Below are 26,311 nucleotides of genomic sequence, written 5' to 3' on the forward strand. Positions count from 1 at the left end.
GTTAAACCTCCACTTCATAGGTATCCCAGATGTTTGCCGCAGCTTTTTCGTTCGTTTCTTCTTTGCCCTGTGAAATCAGCCGCTTATTTAATACAGGCGGTGTTAAAGGATGGCGCTTGATTCGGCGTCCTTCGTCTTCCTGCCACGCTTCTACAATGACATGGGCGTTTGTTCCGCCGTCGGCAAAGCAGTTTATTCCTGCCGCCGGTATTGGTGACGGCCAGTCTGTCAGAGTGCGGCTGAACTGGATATTGGCCTTTTCTCTGTCGAAATGTGCAAGTTCATGCTCACCTGATAAAAACGGGATAAAGCTCTTTTCTTTCAGCATGAGCACAACTTTTATGAAACTTGCAATTCCTTCCGCACAAAGCGGGTGCCCGATGTTCGGTTTCACAGATCCGATTCCGAGCGGTCCGCCATCTGTTGTGCGGTAGACGGATTGAATGGCCTTCAGTTCTAATAGATCAGTGACGACCGTACCTGAACCGTTCGCTTCAATATGAGTGATGTCTTCCGGCCGTTTTCCGCTTTTTTCAAGAGCTGTCTTCATGACGGCCTTTTGCGCTTCAAGGCTCGGCGTAGCCGGACCCGCCGTTCTTCCGTCATTATTGACAGAAGCCGCCTTCACCACGGCATAAATGGAATCTCCGTCTTTAACGGCCTGAGACACGGTTTTTAAAAGAACCATTCCGACACCCTCGCCCAGTACGACTCCATCGGCGCGTTCGTCAAATACATGGAACGACTGCGATTTACTTAAAATGCCGCGCTGTTCAAACAATTTATGGGTTTCTTCAGATTCAAACAGGCTTACACCGCCGACAACGGCCGCTTTTATTTCTCCTGTTGCAAGGGCCTGCACGGCCATATTCATTCCGACTAAAGCAGAAGAGCAAGCCGTATCGAGGACAACACTCGGGCCGCGCATATCAAAATATTGAGAGAGGTTTGCGGCCAAATAGTTCTGACCCAGCGCGACGATCGGATTTTTCGCGTCCAGCAGTTTCTCTTCACCCGGTCTGTGCCGGCTCCGTCCGCCAAGATACACACCAATTGCCTCTCCTTTTATCTCATCCGGCGTATAGCCCCCGTGATACCACAGATTAAGACATTCTTCCAGAACAGCCAAAGCTTGAGGGTCCATTGCCTTCACATCCTCATCAGCCAGCAGAAAGAAATCCGGATCAAATTGATGAATTCCATCAAGCATTCCCGCGTAATAAGGTGTCTTCAAACCCCAACGCTCAGCCGGGACAGGACGGACGGCTGAACGGCCTTCAGCCAAAAGTGACCAGTATGCCTCTAAGGAAGCTGCCCCGGGAAACCGGCAGGACATGCCGACGACCGCGATATCTTCCCCGTGAATCTGTTTTCCGGCCGGCTCTTCTTCCGCCTTAACGGCTTGTGTTTCAATTACCGGCTCAGCCGGCGCCTTCATAACAGGCCCCGCCGCCATATCAAACAGATCTGACAAAACTTCTGTATATCCATCGAGAAGCCAATTTGCGAAAGATTGAATCGTCGGATATTCATACAGAATGGACGGGTCAAGCGATGCTGAGAGATTCCGATTGATCCGCTGCAAAAGCTGGGCAAGGATAATGGAGTCCACTCCGTAATCTTGGAATAATACGTCTGTCTCAAGCTGATCCTGGTCAATCCGCAGCTCTTCAGAAAATAATCCCATCAGCCACTCTTCTGTTTTCTTTGTTAATTGTTCGTTGTCCGCAGCCGAATCAGCTGTTTTATTCGGTTTTACCGCAGCCGGACTTATCGGCTTATCCTGGCTGCTTTGCCGCATGAACTGCTCCGGTTTCCACAGCTTAGGATTCAAAACGGCCGGCAGCACAGGGCCTCTTGCTGATGCAAGAAGTATGCCGTCAAGAAGCTGTAATCCTTCTGCATTCGTGATGCTGTATAACCCGCTCTCTTTATAAGCTTTGTTCGTTACTTCGCCCATTCCGGTTTCTTTCCAGTTCGGCCACTGAATGCTTACGATCGGCAGCTGCTCTTTGTATGAGTTTGCAAAATAATCCATATACGCATTGGCCATGGCATAGTCGGCCTGTCCTGCTGAAAGCGCCGGTATCGCAGCTGACACGGAAGAAAACAGGACGAAAAACTTGAGCGGTTCACTGCTGAGAACATTGTATAACGCCTGAAGCCCGTCTACTTTCGGCTCGAGCACACGCTGTATATCCTCATCGGTTTTTCTGATGAATGCGAGCGTCTCTTTATCAGTCACACCCGCGCAGTGGATAACCCCGCCGATTGGTCCGAGCGTCTGTTTGATCTGATCCAGTTCTTGTCTCAGTCCGGCTTCATCCGCTAATGGGACGGACAATACCTTCACTTGTACACCTTTGGATTCCAAGTCGAGAACGGCATCAATTTTCGCTTTTACAGAATCCTGCACCCCATTCAGGCCGCCCGTCCACTCATGTCGCGGCGGAAGGGTCTCACGGCCGGTAAGCACCAGTTTTTTCACTCCGTAATGTTCGGCAAAATGGCGTGCGCATAAAAGACCGATCCCCCTCGTGCCCCCGCTGATCAGCAGCGCATGGCCGTGCGGAAAATCAATTCTCCCGCCTTTCATCTCTATGTTTTCTGAGGCTCTCAATACGGCACGGTAACGCACGCCGCCTCTTCGGCAAACTTCCGCATCATCAGTACGGGCATGAAACTCATCGGCAATTTGCTTCGCCAATATGTCGTCCGAAAGCGCTCCTTCAAGGTCGAGATGCCTTGATGACAGATGGCTGTACTCGTACGCCAGCATTCTGTACAGACCGGCCCGTTTTGCTCCTGTTATTTGATTGGCCTCTTTTTCTATTGACTCAAGGTCTTTCGTGACACAAAGCAGTGTCATTCCTTCTTTATGCCCATGCTCAATCAATTGCTGAAGCCAATTGATACCGGTCATGTCTTCAGAATCTTCTTTCGCTGCATCGAGGAGGTCGATGACTCCGTCAAACGCCTGCCAGTCATATTCACCGGTAAAGCCTGATGCGGTGATGATACGGTGATTCGGTATATGCGCTGCGATTTCTTCTGCGAGATTGATTGTGTCCCCGCCTGTCAAAATCGCAACGGGGCGTGTATACGGTGCACGCAGTTCAAGCGGGCTCTGTTCCCATTGTTTCGTCAGAATACGTTTGATCCGTTCCTCTGTATGGACCTTATTTTTATCAGGATTCTCAGGCACCCAATACGTGTCTTTTGCGAATGGATAAGACGGTAGACTGAGTAAACGCGGCGTGCCTTTTTCATACAGCCGGTTCCAATTCAACACGCCGCCTTTCACCCATACCTCTGCCAGCTTGGCGAATTTTCCTTTTCTGATCCAGGCGTCAATGACGATGTCCATATCTTCATCCGCCGTAAACAGTGCAAACGTATCTTTATTGCGGTGGGACTGGCCGGTATACAGTCCGGCGATGTTTTTCTCATTTTCCGTAAAAGCTTCCAGCTTTGTTTCCAATTCCGCCATCGTCGCTGCAAGAATGGCCAGACGCTCTTCCATTTCGTCTCTTCCGGTTTGCAGCGTATAAGCGACAGCCGCCAAGTCTTGATCTGTGTACGGCGTTTGGCGGATCGCTTTTTGCAGCTGCTGCGCCTGTTCAAACAGTTTTTCTTTTGATTTGGCGGACAGAAGGATGATCGCCGGGTTTTCCGGACCGTGCTCAGGCTGAGCGGTTTCTTTCGGAACATACTCTTCAATGACAATATGGGCGTTGACCCCGCCGATGCCAAATGAGCTGACCCCGGCCCGGCGCGGAATCGCATTTCCGTTTCTATCTTCCGCAGCGGTCCACTCCTGATTTTCCCGCACAATGTAGAAAGGACTGTCATCCAGCTGAATGTAAGGATTGATCGTCTCGCAATGAAGGCTTTTCACCAGCGTTTTGTGCTTCATTTGCAAAAGCACTTTCATGACGCCTGATACTCCCGCGGCAAGCTCTAAATGGCCGATATTGCTTTTGACCGAACCGATGCCGCAGCGGTGACCGGAGACTTCAGGCTCTTGATTTGTTTTCGCCAGCTCGTGAAACGCCGCTTTCAAACCGTTTATTTCAATCGGATCACCCAATTCCGTTCCTGTACCGTGCGCTTCAATATAAGTGACGGTGCTCGGGTCTACTCCCGCTTTCCGGTATGCTTTCACCAATAAGTCAGCCTGCAGTTTCGGATTCGGCGAGGTTAACGTATTCGCCCGGCCGCCGTGGTTTTCAGCCGTCCCGCGGATGACGCCGTAAATCGGATTTCCGTCCCGTTCGGCATCTGTCAATTTCTTCAGCATCAGAATGCCCGCGCCTTCTCCTCTGACATACCCGTTGGCGTCTTTGGAAAAGGTTTTGCATTTTCCGTCTTTGCTGAGCATGCCTGCTTTGCTGTAGCTGATATGCGCTTCTTCCGTCAAAATCGTATTGATCCCTCCGGCAATCGCCATGTCACATTCTCCGTTTTCTATGGCGGATACCGCCCGATGGATCGCCACAAGCGAGCTTGAGCATGCTGTTTCAATCGGCTCGCTCGGCCCGTGAAGATTTAACAGATAACTCAGACGGTTCGGACCTATGGAAGGAATCATGCTGCCTGTCGCTGCATGTCCTTCCGGCGCAAGACCTGCTCTTGTGAACAAATCTTTATAACCGGTATTTCCGGTTCCGATAAAGACGCCCGTATTTGTGCCGGAAAGGCTCTCCGGCTTACAGCCCGCATCTTCTATCGCCCGCCACGCATAAGTCAATAACAGCCGCTGCTGCGGATCTAAATATTGGGCTTCCCGCGGTGAAATTCCAAAGAACAGCGGATCAAATTCAGCTATTCCGTCGATAAAGCCGCCCCACTTGATATTCGTTTTATTCCCTTCAAGATTCGGGTCGCCACTAAACACTTCCCAATCCCAGCGGTCTTTCGGAATCGTTGTGATAGAATCTTTTCCTTCTTTCAGATTGCGCCAAAATTCCTCTATATCTTTTGCGCCCGGGAATCGGCCGCTGATTCCGACAATCGCAACCGGGTCAAAGCGGCGCGGTTCATTTGTCTCTGCCGCAGCGTGCATTACCGTCGCGAAACGCGTTCTTCGCTGCGTTTTCGGCTTATGGGCTTTTGGCTGCTCTTTTTTCGGCGTCTCTTTCTTCTTTTCGCCGAAACGGCCCGGGTGCTCTTTTGCCAAATATCCGGCCAGGCCGCTGATCGTCCCGTGCTCAAAGAAAATCGTCGGCGCCAGCTCCAGCTGATACGCTTCATTTAATTGATTTGTAAAGACGGTGAACGTTACGGAATCAAAACCGTATTCACTCAATTCCGTCTCAATCTCAATATCCTCACGGCCGACTTTTAAAATTCCGCTTACCATGTCTGTCAAAGCGGTATGAAGCATCGGAAGAGCTTCCTCTTCATCTTGTTTTTCTTCCGGCTGAGAAGGAGAGCCGGCATCCTCACCTGTCAAATATTCCGCTAAACTGCGGATCGTGCCGTGCTCAAAGAAGATCGTCGGTGCCAGCTCCAGCTGATACGCTTCATTTAATTGATTTGTAAAGACGGTAAATGATACAGAATCAAAACCGTATTCACTCAGCTCCGTATCGATATCAATCTCGTCTTGGCTGACTTTTAAAATCGAACTGACCATTCGGATAAGCGAATCGTGCCATTGGCCTGATGAAACGGCTGATACAGGCTCTGCCGTCTTCTCCTGCTGTTTGTCAGCTTCAGAAATGGATAGGAACGTCTGTTTCAATTTTGCCTTGTAGCCTTCAGCTGCTAAAATTTGCGGCTTTTCCTGAGCCAGACCTTCATAGAATGCAGACAGGCCGGCCGCCTTTTGAAGCGGAACCATGCCGAAAGCTTTTTTCATCATTCTCTCCGTCTCGTCTCCCGCCTGCATACCGCCGTCTTTCCACAGCGTCCAGTTAAAGGCGACCGTTTTTCCGTGCCGCAGGCCATTCTCCGTAAGGGACTGCCTGTAAGCGGCGTACGCATCCATAAACGCGTTGCCGGCGGCATAATCAGCCTGCCCGACATTGCCGAGAACGCCGGAAACACTGGAGAACAATACGAAAAAGTCAAGGCTGCAGTCTTTGCTGGCTTCATCTAAATAAGCAGTGCCGATCACTTTCGGATCAAGCACTTCCCGGAATTCTTCCTTCGTTTTTTGCAGCAGGAAGCGGTCTTGTATCACGCCCGCAGCGTGAATAATTCCGTTAAGCTCCCCGAATTCCGCCGTAATCTCTTTTATCAGCGCCTCATTTTCCCGCCGGTCTGCCGCATTCAGCTTTTTCCAGATGACATGTGCGCCCGCATGTTGAAGCATGGCGATTTCACGCTGCTTGGCTTCTGTCACATTTGAGCGGCCGGTCAGAATGATCTTCGGGTGTTTTACGCGATCAGTGATTTCTTTTGCAAACATCAAGCCTAAGCTTCCGGCGCCTCCGGTAATCAGGTATACGCCTTCGTCCTTCCAGACGGGTCCGCTTCCTGCAGGATGCATTTCTTCCCAGGCCTTCACATACCTTTTTTCTCCTTTATAACGGATGTGTTTATCATGCGGCCGATGACTGTCGTTTTTTAGTTTTTGAGCGACAGCAGGTATTTTGCCGATTGAATCTATTTCGATGAGCTGACAGTCAAGTTTTCCGTATTCCAGCTCGGCTGTTTTTAACAAACCTGTTAATCCGGCAAACAATTGCTGGCTGCCGTCTGCTGAAATAACGGTCTGAATCAGAATGCGGCCCTGCCTTTTTTCGCTCATGATCCGCCGAATGTGTTCAGCGATCATCTGCGCATAGGTTTGGAAGCGTTCAGCGGCTGTTCCGCCCTCACCTTCCGCAATCAGCAGTTCAGCATCTTTCAGACCGGATGCCGCTTCATCTTTTAGATGGACTGCATCTTCACAAAGAATGATCAAATGCTCATCAGCATGGACAGAAGCTTTCTCGGATGCCGCAGCTTCTTTCCACACCGGTGTAAACAAGACCTTTTCCGAGCCGGATGGCTGAGCCGATTCTGCATCGCCTTCAAGCACTCTCGTAGAGAAGCCTCTCACCTTCACGCAAAGCGCTCCTGTTTCGTCGTACAGGTCAATGTCGGCTTTCTGCACGGAATCACCAGTTTGATATCCTTCGCTGAAGCGTGCATGCGCCCGCATAGTCGGCGTGCACGCTTTGATGACTTCAAGATATTCCAGCGCAAACGGCAGAATCAGCTTTTGTCCGGAAAACTCCTGCATAATGCAGATCGTCGCCGTCTGAATAGCCGAATCAATAATGCTCGGATGAAGCGTAAATTGTCCGTTCGTATGAGAAACAGAATCCGGAAGCTGTATGGCAGAAAGCACTTCTCTTTCACCGATAAAGGCGGACTTAATGCCTTGGAATGCTTTTCCGTGAAACATCCCCCTGCTCCTGCCTTCCCGGTAAAAGGACGCCGGATCAAGAATGTCCGCTGTGCACCTGCTTTGTATGGCAGAAAGGTCTGCCTCAGGCTCTCGGTCTGCCTTTATGATTTCAGCCCGTCCTTGGCTGTGCAGCACTTCTTCATCGTCAGCGTTTACGCTGTAAATGTCATACGAGATGATGCCGTCTTCTTCAGGAAACAGCGCAATATGGACTTGGCGCTCTTGTTCGTGAACGACGATCGGTTTCATCCAGACCGTATGATGGAGCGTTATTCTGTCTTGATCCTTTAATAAACCGCCAAGCGCCCGTTTTACCGCTTCATAAGACATTTCCAAATATGCCGCTCCCGGCAGCACCGCTTTTTCTCTGACCACATGATCCTTCAGGAAAAATTCAGAGCCTGTAAACCGTGAGCTGAACCGCTGAACGGCCAAGTCTGACGTGTTTTGCTGCACGAGCGGGTGTAAAACAGAGATTCCGGTGTGTGCGGCAGATGTTTTCGTTTCAGCTTTTTTCGGCCAGTACGGTTCCTTTGCAAACGGGTAGACCGGCACACTGATCCGCTTCGGATGCTTGTCTTTGTAAAGCTTGTGCCAATTGATGGCGACACCTTTACTCCACATTTCACATAGCTTCGAACCCTTTCCTTTCGCAAGCCATTTCTCAATGAGTTCAGCGCTGTCATCATCATCAGAAAGCCAGGCGATGTCTTTTGCCTGCTGTTTTTCTCCCCTGAAGCAGCCTGCTACAGCCGGCTTATCATTGATAAAATCGGCAAGCTGCCGCTTCAGCTCCGCAGCGCTGCTTGTGATAAAGGCCGCACGCTCCTCCATCGCTTCCCTTCCGACTTGGAAAGTGTAGGAAATATCCGCAAGATCGGCGTCCGTTTTTGCATCGAGAAAAGCCAGCAGCCGTTTTGCGTACTCCTTCAGACGGTCTTGTTTTCTGGCAGACAGCGGAATAATGTACGGACCTGTCCATTCTGCTGCTTCAGACACCTCGGGATATTCTTCAAAAATCGCATGTGTATTTGTTCCGCCAAGCCCGAAAGAGCTTAAAGCCATGCGGTGCGCTGTGTTCTCACGGGTTAACTCTTTTTTTCCTTCCGCAACGTAAAACGGAGAGTCTTCTAAATGAAGATGAGGATTCGGCTCTTTGTAATTGATGCTCGGCGCGATTTCCTGATGATATAAGCTCATGACGACCTTGATGCAGCCCGCCATTCCGGCGGCTGTATCCAAATGCCCAAGATTTGTTTTGACTGAACCGATGCCGCAGTATTGTTTTTTATCTGTGTATCGGCCGTACACAGATTGAAGCGCGGACAGTTCGATCGGGTCGCCGAGTTTTGTTCCCGTGCCGTGCGCTTCGACGTACGCGATCGTTTCAGGATGGATACCCGTCTGATCAATGACCTTCTGAATGACCTCAGCCTGTCCTTTGACGCTCGGCGCGTAAAATCCGACCTTATCCGCTCCGTCGTTATTGACGCCGATTCCGCGCAGCAGCGCATAAATATGGTCGCCGTCCCTAACGGCATCGGACGCTTTTTTCAAAAGTACGGCACCGGCCCCTTCACCGCCGATCATTCCGTCAGCAGCCGCGTCAAACGCTTTAATATGCCCGTCGCTTGAAAAATTCAGCCCAGGCTGATGAACATACCCGGCACTTGATTCCGTATGAAGGGTCGCACCGCCGACAAGGGCGTACTTGGCTTCGCCGGACTGCAGGCTTTGAAAAGCCGAATGCAGGCCGATTAAAGAAGATGAGCAGTTGGCATGGACAAAATAGCTCGGCCCTTTCAATCCGAGTTTATGAGAAATCATCGTCGGAATCGTCCCGCTTTGGGCAAGAACCCATGACACATATCCATCAGGCGTTTCCAGCTGTGCTGTCGTCTCCTCCGGCAGCAGGCTGCGGTAAGAGTTGGCGCTTGCAGACATATACACGCTTGTTTCCGGAATGTCTGTTGAGACATATCCCGCATCCTCAATCGCCTTCCATGAATGGAGCAAAAGCATTCTCAGCTGAGGATCCATATATTCCGCATCTTTCGGTGAAAAGCCGAAGAAACCCGGATCAAACATTTCTTTTCCTTCTAAAACGGCTTTAGCCGGGACGAAGCCGGGATGATCAGCCAGTTCTTCAGAAACACCGAAACGGCGGAGCTCCTCTTTTGAAAAGAAGGTGATGCTTTCTTTGCCTTCTTTGATGTTATTCCAAAACTCATAATGGTCTTTCGCTCCCGGAAACTCACAGGATATACCGATAACCGCGACGCTTTCTTCATAATAATCGGGAAATTTTCCCGTCAGGTTTTCGCGGTTTTCTGCATTCATTTTCTTTTCTGATACAGATGCAAAAACGGTTTCTTGCGGTTTTTGTTCAGCGATATACCGGCTGATGTCTTTTACCGTCGCGTATTCAAACAGCTCCGTCACACTGAAATCACAATCCAGTTCCCGCGACATCCGGTCAGTGACAGTTACGGCAAGGAGCGAATCCCCTCCCGCATCAAAAAAGCGGTCATCAAGCGCTATGTCACTGCTTTTTAATACGTCCTGCCAAATCGCAAGCACCGCCTGCTGAATATGAGATGAAGAAAATGTTTTTGTTTCCGGCTTTTTCTCTGTCAAATCGCGCGCTGCAAGAAGCTTACGGTCAACTTTTCCGTTCGGCGTAAGCGGCAGCTCTTCAAGACGGACAAAGGAAGCTGGCGCCATATAGGCCGGCAGCGCTTGTTTCAAATGCCTGCGCAATTCCTTTGAAGACGGAAGCTTCTCTCCGTTTTTCAGGATATAAAATGCGCAAAGCTTTTCATTTCCGGAGTGATTGTTTACAACAACAACGCTTTCCTGTACGGCCGGATGGGCATTCAGCCGGCTCTCAATATCTCCGGGTTCAATCCGGTAGCCGCGAATTTTGACTTGGCTGTCCATCCGTCCCATGTATTCAATGCGGCCGCCGGGAAGAAAACGCGCCATATCGCCTGTTTTATAAAGTTTTGATCCCTGTTCCAGCCGGTGGCTGACAAAGGCTTTGTCCGTCAGCTCAGGCTTGTTGAAATACCCTCTTGCCAATCCGTCTCCCGCAATACAAAGCTCTCCCGGCACCCCTTCTAAAACAGGGTTGAGGCTGGAATCCATCATATACACACGGGTGTTGGCGATCGGGCGCCCGATCGTAAGCGCGCTCTCATTTTCCGTTATACGCTGCACCGCGGACCAGATTGTCGTCTCTGTCGGCCCGAACATATTCCAAGCCTCACTTTTCGTATCGAGAAACTGCTGCTTCAATTGCTCGCTAAGCGCCTCACCGCCGCAAAGGATTTTCACCTTTTCTTCATTTGTCCATCCGGAATGAAAGAGCATTTTCCACGTAAACGGCGTCGCCTGCATGATCGTCGGTTTGTACTCCTTAATCAGTTCTTTCAGCTTCCGGGCATCTTTTGTGACTTCTGTCTTACAGATATGGCATTCCGCTCCTGTGATTAAGGGAAGGTACAGCTCCAATGCTGCGATGTCAAAGCAATATGTCGTGACGGCAAGCAGTTTATCTTCGGACGAAAGCCCCGGTTCATGCGCCATCGAGATCAAGAAATTGGTCAGCGCCCGATGCGGAATCATGACGCCTTTCGGTTTGCCCGTGCTGCCTGACGTGTAAATGACATACGCCAGGTCTTCAGGCGTCACCAGCCGTTTCAGCGCCATTCTTTCCCCCGCGGTCTCTTCAATATCAGACCAATCGCGGTCAATGGCTGCTGTCTGCACCCCTCCCCAGTTCAAAGAGTGCTCTAAATCAGCTGTCGTCAGGCACATTGAAATCCTGCTGTCAGCAATCATATATTCCAATCTGTCAGCAGGGTAAGAAGGATCAAGCGGCACATACGCTCCACCGGCTTTTAAAATGCCGAGAAGGCCGACAGCCATATGCAATGAACGATCTGTATAAATGCCGATGAGATCATCAGGCCCCGCGCCGTGCGCCTGCAAATAGAGCGCCAGTTTCGTGCTTTTTTCATCAAGTTCACGGTATGTCAGTTTTTGCTGTTCATATATAACCGCACAGGCATCAGGCGTTTCTGCCGCCTGACGTTCGAATAATTCATGGAAGCAGGCATCCGGATACTCGCGGCTTGTCTCATTCCAAGTCTTAAAAATCTTTTGCTCCTCGCTTTTTGCCATGAGAGAAACATTCTCAAGCGGCATATCCGCGTTTGCCGTCAAAGATTCTGCTGCCTGTACAAATTGGTTAAAAAGTCTGACTGCCCCGGCTTCATCAAATAATTCAGTGCTGTATTTAATCGTAAGATCCATACCCGATGCTTCTTCCCACATTTCAAATACAAGATCATATTCCCCTTCCTGATGAATGCCTTTTACAAACTCACAGGAGAATTCCTTGTATTCATCAAGCATCGATTGGTAGCTTGAATGCTGCAAAAAATTCTGATAGAAAAAAGCATTAGTGAAAATAGGCGAACCGTTCTGCCGAGGTGTCGCATGAACATCACGCACCATTTTCGGAAACGGATAAAATGAGTGATCCAGTCCGTCCAAAACCGCATCCTGCACCTTTTGAACAAAATCAGCAAATGTTTCTTTCCGTCCGGCTCTGCTCCGGATGGGAAGCATGTTGAGGAAATGGCCGATCACCCCGTCAAAGCGTTCTTCCGGTCTGACCATTGCAGGCATGCCTGTCACAATATCTTCCTCATCCGTATACTTGCTTAAAAGCACCATGTAGCAGCTCAGCATGACGGTGGACAATTGAATCGAACGCGATGCGGCAAATGCCGTGACATTTTTCAGCAGCCGTTCAGGAAGCCTGCGTGTCAGCGTTTCTTCTGTAAACTCCGGAGCACTGCTGTCCGTGCGCATCGGCGGAAGCTGAAGATCGGGCAGGCCGCCTCCGAGCTGTTCCATCCAGTAAGCGCGGTCTTTCTTGCTTTCCTCACTTGCCAAGTACCGCTTTTCCCAAACCGCGTAATCTGAATGTACGGAAGCACCAGCTGTAAATTCTTCTCCCTGCAGCAGCGCCTGATAGTGATCCAGCAGACTGTGAATAAATGTAATGGATGAAATACCGTCAAACACGATATGGTGAATGACCGTTAAAAGATAATGTTCCGAGACGGATTTTGAAAGCAGCTGCACACGCAGCAAAGGCCCGCCTTCTTTGACAAACGGCTCTTTCACTTTTTTTCGTATCAGAGTTGATATTTGTGATTCATTGACGTCAGAAATATCTTCTTCCGAAAATACAAAAGGATCAGCCGCTTCTGCAAAATAAAACCCGCCGTCTGTTTCCTTTACGGCGCTTTTGAGTATCAGGTGCTGTTTTAATACAAGCTGAAACGCCTGTTTCAGTTTCTCTTTGTCGATTTCTGATGTGAATCGGAAACAGAGCGGGACATGGTATGCAGCCGATTCCGGCGACATTTTCTGCAATGTCCACAGCCCTTTTTGAACTTCTGAAAGCGCTGGCGCCGTTTGCTTGCTCTCCCGTTCTGCCGGCGGTTCGGCTTTTGCCGGGTGTTGGTCAGCGGACATGCTTGCCGCTTTTTCAGCAGTATAAGCGGCTAAAGCGCCAATCGTCGGGTTTTTGTGCAGCTCTCTTGCCGTCAGCCGGATATGATACATTTTTTCGATTGATCTGGCGAGTTTCATCATCTTAATCGAATTGACGCCAAGACTTTGAAGCGGTGTATTTGAATCAACAAGTTCATCCGCAATGGAAAGTTCCTCTTTCAGAAAGCGGATAAAATCCCGTTCAATTTCTTTCTCTTTAGAAACTGATTTCGAAGTGCCGTCTTCTTGCCCGTTATTATGTAATGAAGCAAATTGCCCTTGTTCGAATGAATGTTTCAGCTGGGTGCGCTGGATTTTCCCGATCGCCGTCTTAGGAATGTCTTCTTTTGCGACCGGAAGCAGATAATCTGGGGTAACGCCGATTCTCTGTGTCACGTGCTGGTGAATGTGATGAAGAAGCTTCGTCATGCGGTTCTCATCCAATGGAACAGATGTCACAAAGAAAATCGCCAGCTCATCTGTCGTGCTTTGATTCGGCCGGACGGCGCATGCCGCTGTATATGACGTTTCAATTTCCGGCAATTCCTCAACGGCTGATTCAATGGCGTGGCTGTAATAATTCACACCGTTGATAATGATGGCATCTTTCGTGCGGCCCGTTATCGTCAGACGGCCTTCCCGCAGAAATCCGAGATCTCCCGTTTCAAACCAGCCGTCTTCTGTAAAGACAGTCTCATTTAAGTCCGGCCGCTCATAATATCCGCTCGTCACAGTCAGACCCGACACTTGGAAGCGGCCGATTTCTCCTTCTTCCACCACCTGATTGCGGTCATCCGCAATTCTCATATTAAACCCCGGAATCGGCAGACCGATCTCCACGAAGCGGTCGTCATCACTCGTGTTTTCCAGCGTAAACTCATCTGAGAAAATAACCCCTGAAGACGTTTCAGACATTCCCCATGCGGGACGGATGGCATTAGCCGGCAGACCGTGCGGCTCTAAAAGCTCCATAATTCTGCGTCCGACTTTCGCAACCGCGGCCTCCCCTCCGTTCAGCATATAACGCATGGAGGATAGGTCCCATTTCCGCGTTTGAATCTCTTCTGCGAAATCGGCGAGGAGTCCGAAGGCAAAATTGGGCGCCCACGTGACCGAAGCACGGTAATGATCAATCAGATCGAGCCATTTTAAAGGGTCCATCAAAATGGATTCACTCGGTATGTTGATTTCTTCACACCCGAGATAAACATCACGCAGATGAAGCATTCCGATACCGCCGACATGGTCAAAAGGCATCCAGTTAAACGTGACATCCTCACTTGTATAGCCTTGCATCTGAATATTTCCTTTGACCATGCAGACGATGTTTTCATGGCTGAGCATCACGGCTTTCGGCGTGCCTGTGCTTCCCGAGGTCAACAGCAGCATCGCCAGATCTTCCGGACGGGGATAATGGCAGTCTGTATCCATTTCATGCGCGGAAAGATCTTCTGCTGCCAAAGCGCAGAACCCGGAAAGCTCCTGATCCTTCGCCCATTCAGTCATCTCCGTCAGCACTTCACGGCTTGTGATGACATACGGCTGATTCAAAAGCGTCCAAGCGTCTTTCAGTTTTTGCGTCCCGCTGTTCATTTCTGTATAAGCCGGAGCGGCCGCAAGCGGAACCGGGATCGCTCCTAAAAAAACACAGCCCCAAAAAGCAGGAATCAGCTGAGAATTGTCACTGAGCTGTAAAATGACTTCATCATGGGCTTTCACGCCTGATTGGCGGAGTCCTTTCACAATCGAAAGAGCGATCTTTTTCAAACCGCTGTAAGTCTGATACACTTCGGTGCCGTCAGGCTGTATATATGTGATGCCCTTTTGATCTCCCGCTGCCGCGGCGGTTTTATGCAGGACTTCAGGAATCGTCATCGGCTGATCCGCTGAAAGCCGCAATGATTTTCCATAGCTGACAGATGGCTTGAGTAACCCGCTTGCCTTCATATCACTTTTCATAGAGCTGCCTCCATTTCATCTGTATGTCTTATACTCCGTACATCGTCGTGATTCGTTTTTTCACTTCATCATCATGAAACGTCTGGTCATGCATGATTAACTCCTTCTCAATGACGGCCGGAAGCTGCTCGCGAAACGGCGTCACCAAGTGCCTTTTCAATGTGATTAACGAGTTTCTCGGTTTTTCCGCAAGCTCACGGGCCAGTTCCTGTGCGTATCCCAATACTTCCTGCCTCGGAAGCACCGGAAAAGGCACCCCTCTTTTCTCCAGGTCACCGCCGCGGTAATGGCCTCCGTTTAACAGCATTTCATGTCCGAGGCTTGCCCCAAGCTTCTGCGGAACGATAAAGGTAGCGCCCATTCCGGGGGTGAAGCCGTATTTCATAAAGTTTGCGGTATACACGCTTTCTTTGCTTAAAATGACAAAATCACTGAAAAGCCCCATGACAAAACCGCCTCCGATTCCGTGGCCCTGCATGGCGGAAATGACGGGGATATCACATTCCAGCGCTAAAGAGTACATGCGGTCTTCCGTAAATTTCGTGATGCCCTGCTGAATCCTGAGTAAGCCTTCCTGTGTGCCTCCGGAAGCAAAGTAATGACCGTAGCCTGTTAAAATCACAGCTTTATAGACGGACGATTTTTTAATACGGGCGAAAGCCTCCATCAATCCATCCGTCAGCTCTTTGGAGAAGGCATTTTTGTGTGTTTTATCCTGCATTGTCACTTGGATAATTTCCGGTTCAATTTCGAGAAGTTCAACTGCGGCGTTCGGCATGATATCCTCCTAACTGTTCTCCGTTTCCCAAGGAAGCCGCCCCGTTTCTGCATAACGGATGATGGCTGATTGGTTATCCGGATCTGAAAACATCGCTTGATTTTCGGCTAAAGCAGCGGATTTCGAACGATGAACAAGGTCGTTTAAGGAATCCATGTATCGTTTATAGCGGATGACTGCTTTTTTCGACAGCGGACGAAGGCGCAGCAAATGCTTTCTCAGCTCTGTTGCGCTGTCCGAAACGCATACGTCACAAAGTCCCCATTCAAGCGCCTGCCTTGCCGGCACGGGCTTTGTCATAATCGTCATATAATGCGCCTTTTGAAATCCGATTCTTTGAATTAAAAACGGCAGAACGCAGGCGGGATACAGCCCGAATAACAGCTCAGATAAACTGAATGAAGCACTCTCGTCTGCGATGACGATATCGCACGCGGCAGCAAATCCGACACCTCCCGCATTTACTTTTCCGCGCACGCGGGCGATGGTGATGTACGGCCCGGATTTTAATGCCAGCCACAAACGGTAAAGCGGCTCCTGTGATTCCGCATGCTGCATGCCCTGTCTCATTTTCTCGTACATCTCATCGAAATCCGCCCCGAAACAAAATACCTCCGGCAGCCCTTCAAGCACTACGGAGGTAATGGAGTCCCCACATTCAGAAAGAACATGCAGACATTCCTCCACTAAACGCTCATTAATCGTATTGTTGGCTTCAGGCCGATAAAAGGTGATGAAACAGACATTTTGCTGAAAACGGACGTTTATCGTCTCATAGGTCACGGGATCCACCTGTATTTCCGGTGAAATTCCGTGATTTCTTCCAAATATAAACGGGGGCTTCCGGTATGATGGTCTAAAATGTTCGGAATCATATTCATGTCCAATTTGACATTCCGGGTTCCGAATTTGACCAAACCGCTGCCTTTAAACAGTTCTTCATACTCCTCCATGGACAGCCTGTATCTGTCGTTCAGATGCTCTTCTATCTTGAAAGAATGCTGCCGCGCCTGTCCCTCAGGCGTCACAACGCCGCTGTAAAATTCCGAACAGCATCCTGACCCGTAGGAGAAACAGCCGATCCGTTTAGAAGTGCCGAATGCCCCTTGGTCAATCGTACTGGCAAGAGCCAATAAAGAGGCTGCACCCATAATGTTTCCGACTCGTTGGCAGTAGCGGAGCCCCGGCTCTACCCTTGTTTGAAAATCCTGTTCGATCTCAGCGTTTTTCGCTTTTGCAAGCTTTCGCATCATCGTCCGGTGGGCTCCTTTTACCATGCCGCCAAACGGTGTATGGAAAGCAAGGTAGTGAAACGTCTCTTTGTAGTCAGCGCCCGGCACACGTTTTTTGTACTCGCGAAATGTCTGTTCACAGCAATCAAGGTAAGACATCAATGACAAGTCAGCGTCACCGGCTTCACTGTCCGGGATCGGGCGGCATGTATCCATCACCTCATAGCCGTAGTAGCCGTTTGCGCCCGCATCCGCCTGAAATACGATCGGATTTTCACCGATCAATAAGGCGACGGCACCCGCTCCGGCGCTCGGTTCTGCGTAAGACCAATCTTCGCTTAACGCATCGCCGCCTTCGGCAATTAAAAACCGGGAAATATCCGTTGCAACGACAAGCGCTTTCGCTCCTGGGGACGTCTGGGACAAAATAAAGTTAAGCGCCATCTGCAGGCCCGCCGTTCCTGAATAGCAGGCTTGCTTCAGTTCAAATAAACGGCAGTTCCGGTTGAGGCCTAAGTAATCATGAATATATGTACTGAGTGATTTTCCGAAGTCGATGCCGGACTCCGAGCAGGTAATCAGCAGCTCGATTCTGTCTTTTTCAGCCTCTGTCAATCGGTCGATAATCGGCTTTGCCGCGTTAACGCCGAATGTAACGGGGTCTTCATAGGGAAGCGCCACCGCTTTTTCTTTCATCAGTAAATTCTCAAATCTGGCAGGGTCTAAGTTTCTGTACTCCGCCAGCTGCATGACATCGAGGTATGCCGTCCCGCCAAACACATTTATCGCTTCTATTCCGGCAGCAGTCATGAACTTCGCCTCCAATATGAATTTTGAGCTCCAGATTTTTGCGCCGTTTTATCAGACGGCCTGTACCTTTTCATAAAGCTTTTCAGCCAATTCGCCGATGTTTGAGACTCCTGTCAGCTCCACACGCGGGATCTGCAAAGATAATTCCTCCAGCATCATCGTGATAATTTCTGCACGATCCACTGAATCCGCCCCCAAATCAACTAAACGGTCTTCATGTGAGAGCCGTTCGCCTTCTAAATCAGGCAAAACCTCGTAAATTGTGTTCTGCAGCAATTCAAAGATTCTATCTTTACTCATTGTCAGTTCCTCCCTGTTTCATCCTTTTTATGAATATTCCATGTTTTCAATCTATCATTTCGTCTTGTCAACACGTTTGCAAAAATGAACGTAACTTCTGATTCAAAAGCGAGGCCGTCTCTTCCATCAGCCGCAGGCCGATTCCATCGGCATGGCGGTTTTTCCAGGATTCCAGCTCCGTACCTTTCACCCATTGATTGAAGGCTCCCAATGCCGGCCCGCAATGAATCTGGTAATCTACCTTGGCATCGGGATCTCCTTTAATCGCCGAGGCGGAGCTTTGCCTGAAATACCATTTGAATATGAGCGCCATTTTCTGTTTCGGATTCCGTTCGGCTTTTGAAATGTCTTCTCTCGAATAGTGCGCCTTCACTTTTTCATAAACACTGCTTACACTTGCCTTAAAATACTTCTCTTCTATTTGTCTGATTGTCTTTTCATCAATTTCTTCAATTGAGCCGTGACGCTGATACAGTTCATGCAGTTTAGCGGCGCGGGTCGGGAAGAACAGTCCTTTCTTTAATACCTGCACTTTGCTGCCTGATTCAAACATATCGCCGGCCGGCGCGTAAGCCGTGTCCTGTACATTCATCTGCTGAAGCAGATCCTTGACGGGAATGCTTGTCGCCGCTTCAACGGTGCATTGGTTAATGGACCCGGTCACAATAAAATCAGCGCCGAGCATAAATGCGGCCATGGCAGCCTCAGGCGTTCCGATACCCCCTGCGGCTCCGATACGGACGGTTTTGCCGTATCGATATTTTTTCATCATGTCATCTCTTAAACGGACGATCGCCGGCATAAGGCTGTAAGCAGTTCCGCCGTCAGTATGGCCGCCCGAATCGGCCTCCACGCAGATGTCATGCGCAACGGGTATTTCTCTCATCAGATTCGCTTCTTCTGCAGTAATCTTGTTTTCGGCTGCAAGCTTTTGCAACATATGATCAGGCGCCGGACTGAGAAACGCTTCCGCTACTTCCGGACGGGACAGTTTGGCGATAATCCGCTGACGCGCTGTCACTTGTCCGTCAGCACTTCGCTTTAATCCCTTAGCGCGAAACCTGACTAAAGCGGGAGTAACCGTTAAAAATGCTGATGCTTCCAAATTCTGCACCCCATGCTTCAGTAAAAGATCAACCATTTTTTCTTCAGAATCTGCATGCTTCATATTATGTACAACATTTATGCCGAAGGAACCGCCGTCACGAAGCTCATGCTGAATTGACAAAATGGCGTCCTCCGTCTGTCCGATGCTTAATCCGCCTGTTCCGAAAAAGCCCATCATTCCTTTTTTGGCCAGCCTGACGACCATCTCCTTCGAAGCGATTCCTCGGTACATGCCGCCGGCCAGATAGGCGTATTTCAGCTGATAATCACGTTTAAACTCTTCATTTCCTAAAGATGCCGCCGTAATTGAGCTTTTTTCAGCCGCAGCCGGAGCTTTGATTTCATCTGTTATCGGCTTCGCTTCAGCTGTAATTCTTTGGATCAGCCCGGTCAGCACTTTTCCGGGACCGATTTCTTCAAAGCTCATGTTCTTTCGTCCCATTAAGAAACGGATGCTGTCTGTCCAGTTCACAGATCCCGTTATTTGCGCGGCGAGTGTTTCTTTCAGCTCACTCTGCTCATAAGGCCTTGCCGTCACATTTGAAATGACCGGAATAGACAGCGGCTTAAAATGGAAAGATTCAATAAACCGTGAAAACTCCTCCTTCGCCTCGAGCATGTATCTGGAATGAAAAGCGCCGCTGACATTTAAGCGGTGAACCATTTTCACGCCATTTATAGATTCAAATACGGCTGCGGCTTTTTCAATATCTTCTTTATATCCGGAAAGGACAATTTGCTGCGGTGTGTTCATGTTGGCGATATCAATCATATGTAATTGATATTCTCTTAAAACGTCCGTCACCCGCTCATGAGTCAGGCCGATCACCGCTGCCATGCCGCCTCCTTTTGCGCGGCTCATCAGTTCGCCCCTCTTTTTGACCAGCTGCAAGCCTTCTTCAAAATCAAAGGCTCCCGAGGCGTATAACGCGTTATATTCTCCTAAACTGTGTCCGGCGGTAAAATCCGGTTTCAAGCCGGTTTCTTCTGTTTTTTTCAAATAACTCAAAGCATTGACGACATAGAGTGCCGGCTGAGTGAATTGAGTCTGATTGAGACGTTCTCCGTCCCTGCACAGCTCCTGAACGGAATATCCGAGAATATGATCGGCCTTTGCGGTTAATTCAGGGTAGCGGCCGAACAGCTCCTCTCCCATCCCTACTCTTTGCGAACCTTGGCCGGGAAAAACAAAGCTGATCATCTTACAGTCTCCTTCCGAGCGATGATAAAATGATGTCTTCGATTTGCTGCAAATGGGTTTGTTCTTTATGGAACGGCGTCATAATGGTACGGATGCGTTCAGCCGATCCTGCGGGAAGAATCTGTTTGGCAAATGCGGCCAATGTTCCGGAAGGCCCGGCATCGATATACAATCCCTTTTCGCGGCTTTCAGCAAATTGAAGCGCTTCGCGGAATCGAATCGGCTTTCTGACGGCATTCCAGAAAAAGTCCGCTTGAATTTCCGTCTCAGCCTCTCCAGTTGCACTGGAAATGAACGGAATAAACGGAGTCCGGATTGATTTCTGAGCCAAAAAGCGCTTGTACGGATGCTCCGCCTGATCAACCATCGCTGAGTGAAACCCGTATGATACCGGCAGCAGCTGATGAGGAATCTGCTTTTCTCTCAGGTCGTCTATGATTTTTCTGATGTGTCCCTGCTCTCCAGAGATGACAAAGTGAGATTGATAGTTAACAGCGGCCAATTCACTATTTTCATGGAGCAGCGGATCATCTTGGTATAATTTCGGATTCCCCAGTACCGCAAGCATGCTGCCGTTTCGGCATGTTTCCATAATGATTTCGGCCTGCTCCAGCACGCAATCTAAAGCGTCTTCGGGGCTGAGCACACCTGACACAGCGGCCGCCGCATATTCACCGAGGCTCGCTCCGATTACGCAATCGGGACGTATGCCTTTTTGTTCCAAAGCATACGCGAGTGCGTACTCAGCCATAAAAATGGCGGGATGGCTGAAAAGAAGGCGGTCAAATGGGTCGGACAGACGATTGGCTGTATGATAAATCTCTTTAAGGACAGAAACACCGAAACGGCTGGCGGCAAAATCGTCCAAGTCGAGCATTTTCTGCCGAAAAACGGCGTTATGTGCAAACAGCTCTTTTCCCATGTGATAATATTGGGAACCCTGTCCGGAAAACATGAAAACAATTGGCTGGCTCATTTGTTCTCCTTTTCGCTGCATATTTTTTTAAAATATTGATTTGTGAGTGTTTCGTGATGTCGTGAAGTGAAGTGATCGTGATGTTGTATGACTGGGCAATGTTGTGTGAGAAAAGAATTTTGTCTTATGTTCCGCTACATGGCGGGTGAAGCTTCAGTTTCTTTTTTGATGCGGTGAATAAGTCCTGTCAGCACATGGCCCGGGCCTATTTCTTCAAATTCCATCCGCCCGATGTTCAGGAGATAGCGGATGCTGTCGTGCCATCGTACTGAATGGTCGATCTGATCAGCCAGAACGGAGGGGATTTCGTCTTGTTCATAAGGTCTGGCATGGACGTTAGAAATGACAGGAATTGATATAGCAGAAAAATGAAATGACTGTAAAAATTTTTCAAACTCTTGTTTTGCTTCACTCATATATCTCGAGTGAAAAGCGCCGCTTACGTTTAACGGATGAAACATCGTCACATCTTTTATTCCTTCGAATACGCTTTTGGCTCTTTCAATGTCTTCTTTTCGTCCGGAGATGACAATTTGATGAGGAGAATTCATATTGGCAATATCAATCGTATGTAATCCGTTCGTTTGAAGGACATCTGCCGCTTGAGGTGCAGTTAATCCCATAACGGCGGCCATTTTTCCGTCAGTGGCCATACTCATTAATTCGCCTCTTTTACGGACAAGCTGCAAGCCCGTAATAAAATCAAAAGCGCCTGCGGCAAACAGCGCATTATATTCTCCCAAACTGTGGCCGGCCACATAATCCGGCTTTATGTCATTGTCTTGGATTTTTTTCAAATAGCTTAACGCGTTGACTACATATAAAGCGGGCTGAGTAAACTGCGTCTTGTGAAGGTTGGAATACGGATTCTCAAGACAAAGCCGTTTCATGGAATATCCGAGTGTGTCATCAGCCTGCTCAGTTAAGTCTTTAAATTCATCAAACAATGAACTTCCCATTCCCTGTTTTTGAGAACCTTGTCCTGGGAATAAGTATGTAATCATTTTCTCAGCCATCCTTTCTCGGATTCAGTTAAGAAGCATGTTCAAATTGATAGTAACTTCACAAAAATACCATGTCAAGTTAATTTATCCTATGCGGACTCCTGAAGAATGCCTATTTTTTCCCAGGGGAAGGCGTGTTTAGGTCTTTCGGAACGGATATAAGCAGAATGTCCCACCCGGCCTGCCTTGCGCTCCTTCCCGCAAACCCTTGTTACTCAGGCATAAATCGACAAAAAGAAAGCAATTACTATCATTTCATTTCAGACATTTCTAATCCCGAAAGAAAAAGCAGTTAAATAGAACTAAATTATACGCTACTTAAAATGAAACAGCCCTTTTTGATTTTTTCTGGTGCGAAAATTCACGAAATGTTCTTTTTTGTCAATTTGAAAGTAAATATTGTTTTTCAAAAGACTCTCCATTTTTTGACCCGGCTTCTCCCCGAAAGAATGCCCCGGATATACTCGCACATGCGGCGGAATGGAGGCTTTGATCCGCTGTATACTGTTAAACATATCTTCCGCAGAACTGCCTCTGTCCTGACATATACCGCAACCCTCGGTAAACACGGTGTCACCGGTAAAAAGGTGATCAGAAAGCAAATAGCACATCCCTCCGGCCGTATGTCCCGGAGTCAGTATGCTCTTGATGATAAATCCCCCCGCCGCAAAGGTCTGGCCGTCTTCAAGCGCTATTAAGTTTCTGCACCGGAATTGATAGTAATCGATTTCAGCTGACGACATGTATACATCAGAGTGATAGATTTGCTGAAGCGGCTCCACCAAGTTTACATGGTCATAATGTGAATGTGTTAATAAAACAGCTGATAAATCAACATCCAATTCATGCAGTTTATCGGTTATTTTGTCGATTTCCCAGGACGGGTCCACCGCTATCGCAGATTTTTTTGAGCGGTCTGCGATAATATAACAATAGTTGGACCACATCTGGTGATAGGTTTTAATTTGATGCACTTCATATGTATGATCCATTGTCACCATTCCCATTCAAAAGATCCGGGCAGACTGCTGCCGCCGCCCAGCCGGCTGTAACCACTTTACCAGATGACAACACGTTTTTCCATGGATTTTCCGGTAAAGATAAAAAACTGTTCAAATCAACCAAAAGAACCAGCCGCCGGTTTTTAAAATTTGTTATCGTAATATATAAGTAAATAAGAATATTCATTTACATGAATACTTTAGGAGATTTTATTCAGAAAATGAAGAATGGTATAATTTCCGGATAAAAAGAATAAAAAAATCTAGTTTTTATTTTGTCTCACTTTACAGGGGCAGGCCCCTAATCGGACAGCTTTTACTTACCTAATTTCACACTATTATCTCTTTTAAGATTAACAGTTGATTCAATAAATTCACCTCACATTCTAAGGAGAGAATAATTCGAATTCATAAAAATCTATTTTACGTGGCTTAAATCAAATGAAAGGGAGATTCTTCACAAGGAAACTCAGCTGTTGTTTTATAGCGAGCAAGATTAATGGCTCTCTGGGAAGAGGGAGTAATTTAACATAAAATTTCGCAATACTCCAGATCACTTAGCTTATGACAAAAGTCCTCAATTTTTCTGCTGAACAGTTTACAGGAACATTAATGAATGACTTTCTTCGTAAATAATTAATCAAACTCCCACTTCAATTGATATATGAAGGATTAAGCCTCTTTCCTAAGCCAAATTCCCCTTCACCTTTCCGTAATCTACTGATATCTTAAATTCAACAATTCAATATTATACGTTTAACGAAACACATCCTTACTCTAATATAGTGTCAGTCATTACTTTTGTAACAATTATACTTTTTTAGCGCTCCGCCTTTAAAATATTTAAAATTTTCCATTTTAGTTCAATATACCTATTTACCTTAAATATCCATATTGCTAGAATAGCAACTAAGGGAGGGGGAATAATTGACTGTATACAATCCAAAACAGAGAAAATAAACCCAGTTCTCTATTTATATTGGAGATTCATAACGAAAATTAAAACTCTTTCAAACAGCATCTTACTCACAGGTTATTTAGGATCTTTCGTTCTTCATATTTTCTGAAACAATTGGACTAATGAACCTAAAGAATCAGCTATGAATTATACATCACACATTATCTTTAGTGGCGGAAAAAACACATCTCCTTCTGAATATTTCTTTCAAAATCAAAGTTTTCTCAGCCTTTAAAAGATGAAATTAGGTAAGTATTAAACAGTAAAACAAAGTTATTCACCTTGTTGAAAGATTAGCAGGAACAAAAGTTAGAAATGAACTAGCCAGTTTTACTAAGCATATTGAAGCTATCCTTAGAGAATTATTGGGTTACCAGATACTTTCTTGGGATATTGTAAAAGATTCTATATATGAATCTATCAAAGACACTGGAATTTCAAACACTACAGCGAAAATACTGCTTATTTTACAGCATTGGCTATTTCAAGTTTCCAGAAATGATTAGAAAACTATAATATGGATTAAACGGAGGAGTTAACAATGAAAAAGTCTGTAACTAAAGGTATTATTATGTCCACTGTCGCAAGTGTATCTATTTTTTCACTAGTTCCACTGGCAGGAGCTGTCTCAACAACGAAAGAAGTCCAAAATAATCAAACAATACAAAGCCAATATCAAAACCAAGCAGTCTTACATAACTCTGCACAATTACCCAAAGATAACGTTGGTCTTGATAAAATAGCTGCACACTTCGATTTAACCAAAAGTGAAACAAATCAACTTAAAGAAGCAGTTAAAACTGTTAAGGAAAAACAAGAATCAGAGTTTACTGCTCAAGGAAAATTATCCTGGGCTGTAAAGGCATTAAGAGCAGCTTGGGATGCAATACCTACTAAAGTTAAAGCTGCTATGGGTGGAATCGGTGGTTTTGAAATAATTCTTAATACCATCGACAACTTTACTGGTGCAGTTGAAGACGCATGCTATGCCGGTGCTCTAAAAGTTACTGGTAACCCAACAGCTGCTTGGTGGATTACTAAAACTCTTATGCTTTTCCTTTAAACGGGACTATTGTTGGTGTTTAACAAATTTATCCTGTGTTAAGCTTTAAAGTGATTATTCCTAAAGTGTTGAGACAGGAGGTAATTATGGAAAATAAAAGTAACGCTGAACCGAGCCCAAAAGCTATAAAAATTCTAACTTACATCATTCCTATAGTTTTAATAGGGCTTATCCTTGTTCTTAAGAATATTAACACCCCAGCAGCAGAAATTTCATTTTATGTCGTTGCTGTCGGTGTCGTTCTCTTAGTGGTTTTCAGTTTAATCAAAAACAGAAAAAAACGCAGGAAGAACTAAATTTGGGGGGGCTAATTACTAGTCCCCTTTGACTTTTTTAAATTGTCAGCTCACCAAGTTCCAATTTGATTTAAATTCTTCCCCCATCTCCCTGTGAATTTGTAAAAGCAGGTACTCATAAAACTCATGATAATCATGTAGCTTTCCGATTATTTTTATAATCATTTGACCCTTTAAACATTAAAACAAGTTTAAATCTTGGTTTCCCCTGATGTTTCAGCCCTTTCCCCCTCTGTTTTCAAGCAATATCCCTAAAATGAATTCCACGTTTGCTTTTTGAAGGGAATCAATAAAAATACGCAGAAAAAAAGACTCATCTTGTTTATGAGATGAGCCTGCTTATATTTTAAATTTCTTCATGGCGTTGTTCATGGCATCCTGGTTAATTCCAATGTATCAAAGGGTTGTCCGCTGGTCAGAGTGATTGAAAATCTCCTGCAGCATGGCAACGTCTTTTGTTCGCTTATAAAAATGGTATCCGAATCTTTTCCTCAGCGTGTGTGTGCCTATATCATCCAAACCGACACGATCAGTGACATTCCTTAAAATCTTATCGGCCATCGATCGGGAAATGGGCTTGTTGATCCCTTCGCGGCTTTTGAAAAGATATTCAGCATTAATCGGTTTGATAATACCTAAACAGCTAAAAATCA

General features: G+C 47.3%; 11 protein-coding genes and 1 pseudogene. 2 read left to right on the forward strand and 10 right to left on the reverse strand.

Translation table 11 applies throughout. The features are described 5' to 3' along the window. Position 1: 1 nt before the first annotated feature. The 9 genes from Y79_RS0101110 to Y79_RS0101150 all read right to left on the reverse strand — a co-directional run bounded on the left by Y79_RS0101110 (position 2) and on the right by Y79_RS0101150 (position 23,332). Positions 2 to 14,932: a non-ribosomal peptide synthetase gene (locus tag Y79_RS0101110; protein ID WP_016936043.1), complete on the reverse strand. Its 14,931-nt coding sequence runs from the start codon at positions 14,930 to 14,932 to the stop codon at positions 2 to 4. 28 nt (positions 14,933 to 14,960) lie between these two features. After that, positions 14,961 to 15,710, reverse strand: coding sequence for a polyketide synthase (locus Y79_RS0101115; protein WP_016936044.1), 750 nt, complete (start codon positions 15,708 to 15,710; stop codon positions 14,961 to 14,963). Positions 15,711 to 15,719: 9 nt separating this feature from the next. After that, positions 15,720 to 16,493 (reverse strand): enoyl-CoA hydratase/isomerase, encoded by a 774-nt coding sequence (locus tag Y79_RS0101120; protein WP_016936045.1) that lies wholly within the window; start codon positions 16,491 to 16,493, stop codon positions 15,720 to 15,722. Beyond that, positions 16,490 to 17,752, reverse strand: coding sequence for a hydroxymethylglutaryl-CoA synthase family protein (locus Y79_RS0101125; protein WP_016936046.1), 1,263 nt, complete (start codon positions 17,750 to 17,752; stop codon positions 16,490 to 16,492). The genes Y79_RS0101120 and Y79_RS0101125 overlap by 4 nt, the downstream gene beginning before the upstream one ends. Before the next feature lie 51 nt (positions 17,753 to 17,803). Then, positions 17,804 to 18,052, reverse strand: coding sequence for an acyl carrier protein (locus Y79_RS0101130; protein WP_016936047.1), 249 nt, complete (start codon positions 18,050 to 18,052; stop codon positions 17,804 to 17,806). A 67-nt stretch (positions 18,053 to 18,119) separates the two neighbouring features. Further along, positions 18,120 to 20,360: an ACP S-malonyltransferase gene (gene fabD, locus Y79_RS0101135; RefSeq protein ID WP_016936048.1), complete on the reverse strand. Its 2,241-nt coding sequence runs from the start codon at positions 20,358 to 20,360 to the stop codon at positions 18,120 to 18,122. 1 nt (position 20,361) lies between these two features. Beyond that, positions 20,362 to 21,336 (reverse strand): acyltransferase domain-containing protein, encoded by a 975-nt coding sequence (locus tag Y79_RS0101140; RefSeq protein WP_016936049.1) that lies wholly within the window; start codon positions 21,334 to 21,336, stop codon positions 20,362 to 20,364. Between the two features lie 134 nt (positions 21,337 to 21,470). Beyond that, on the reverse strand, positions 21,471 to 22,340 hold the full coding sequence (gene fabD / locus Y79_RS0101145) for an ACP S-malonyltransferase (protein WP_016936050.1): 870 nt from the start codon (positions 22,338 to 22,340) through the stop codon (positions 21,471 to 21,473). A gap of 314 nt (positions 22,341 to 22,654) precedes the next feature. Beyond that, positions 22,655 to 23,332 carry an MBL fold metallo-hydrolase gene (locus Y79_RS0101150; protein ID WP_016936051.1) on the reverse strand — a complete coding sequence of 226 codons (678 nt, stop codon included), beginning with the start codon at positions 23,330 to 23,332 and terminating at the stop codon, positions 22,655 to 22,657. 1,508 nt (positions 23,333 to 24,840) lie between these two features. Here Y79_RS0101150 and Y79_RS0101155 point away from each other — a divergent pair. After that, positions 24,841 to 25,362, forward strand: a complete 522-nt coding sequence (locus Y79_RS0101155; RefSeq protein ID WP_016936052.1) for a hypothetical protein — start codon at positions 24,841 to 24,843, stop codon at positions 25,360 to 25,362. An 86-nt stretch (positions 25,363 to 25,448) separates the two neighbouring features. Further along, positions 25,449 to 25,658: a hypothetical protein gene (locus Y79_RS0101160; protein ID WP_016936053.1), complete on the forward strand. Its 210-nt coding sequence runs from the start codon at positions 25,449 to 25,451 to the stop codon at positions 25,656 to 25,658. A 396-nt stretch (positions 25,659 to 26,054) separates the two neighbouring features. On the opposite strand, the pseudogene Y79_RS1000000120315 reads toward Y79_RS0101160, so the two are convergent. Further along, positions 26,055 to 26,270: pseudogene (locus tag Y79_RS1000000120315) on the reverse strand (tyrosine-type recombinase/integrase); the annotation flags it as partial. Between the last annotated feature and the right edge of the window lie 41 nt (positions 26,271 to 26,311).

Origin of the sequence: Bacillus siamensis KCTC 13613 (genome assembly GCF_000262045.1) — a bacterium.
GTDB classification, from domain to species: domain Bacteria; phylum Bacillota; class Bacilli; order Bacillales; family Bacillaceae; genus Bacillus; species Bacillus siamensis.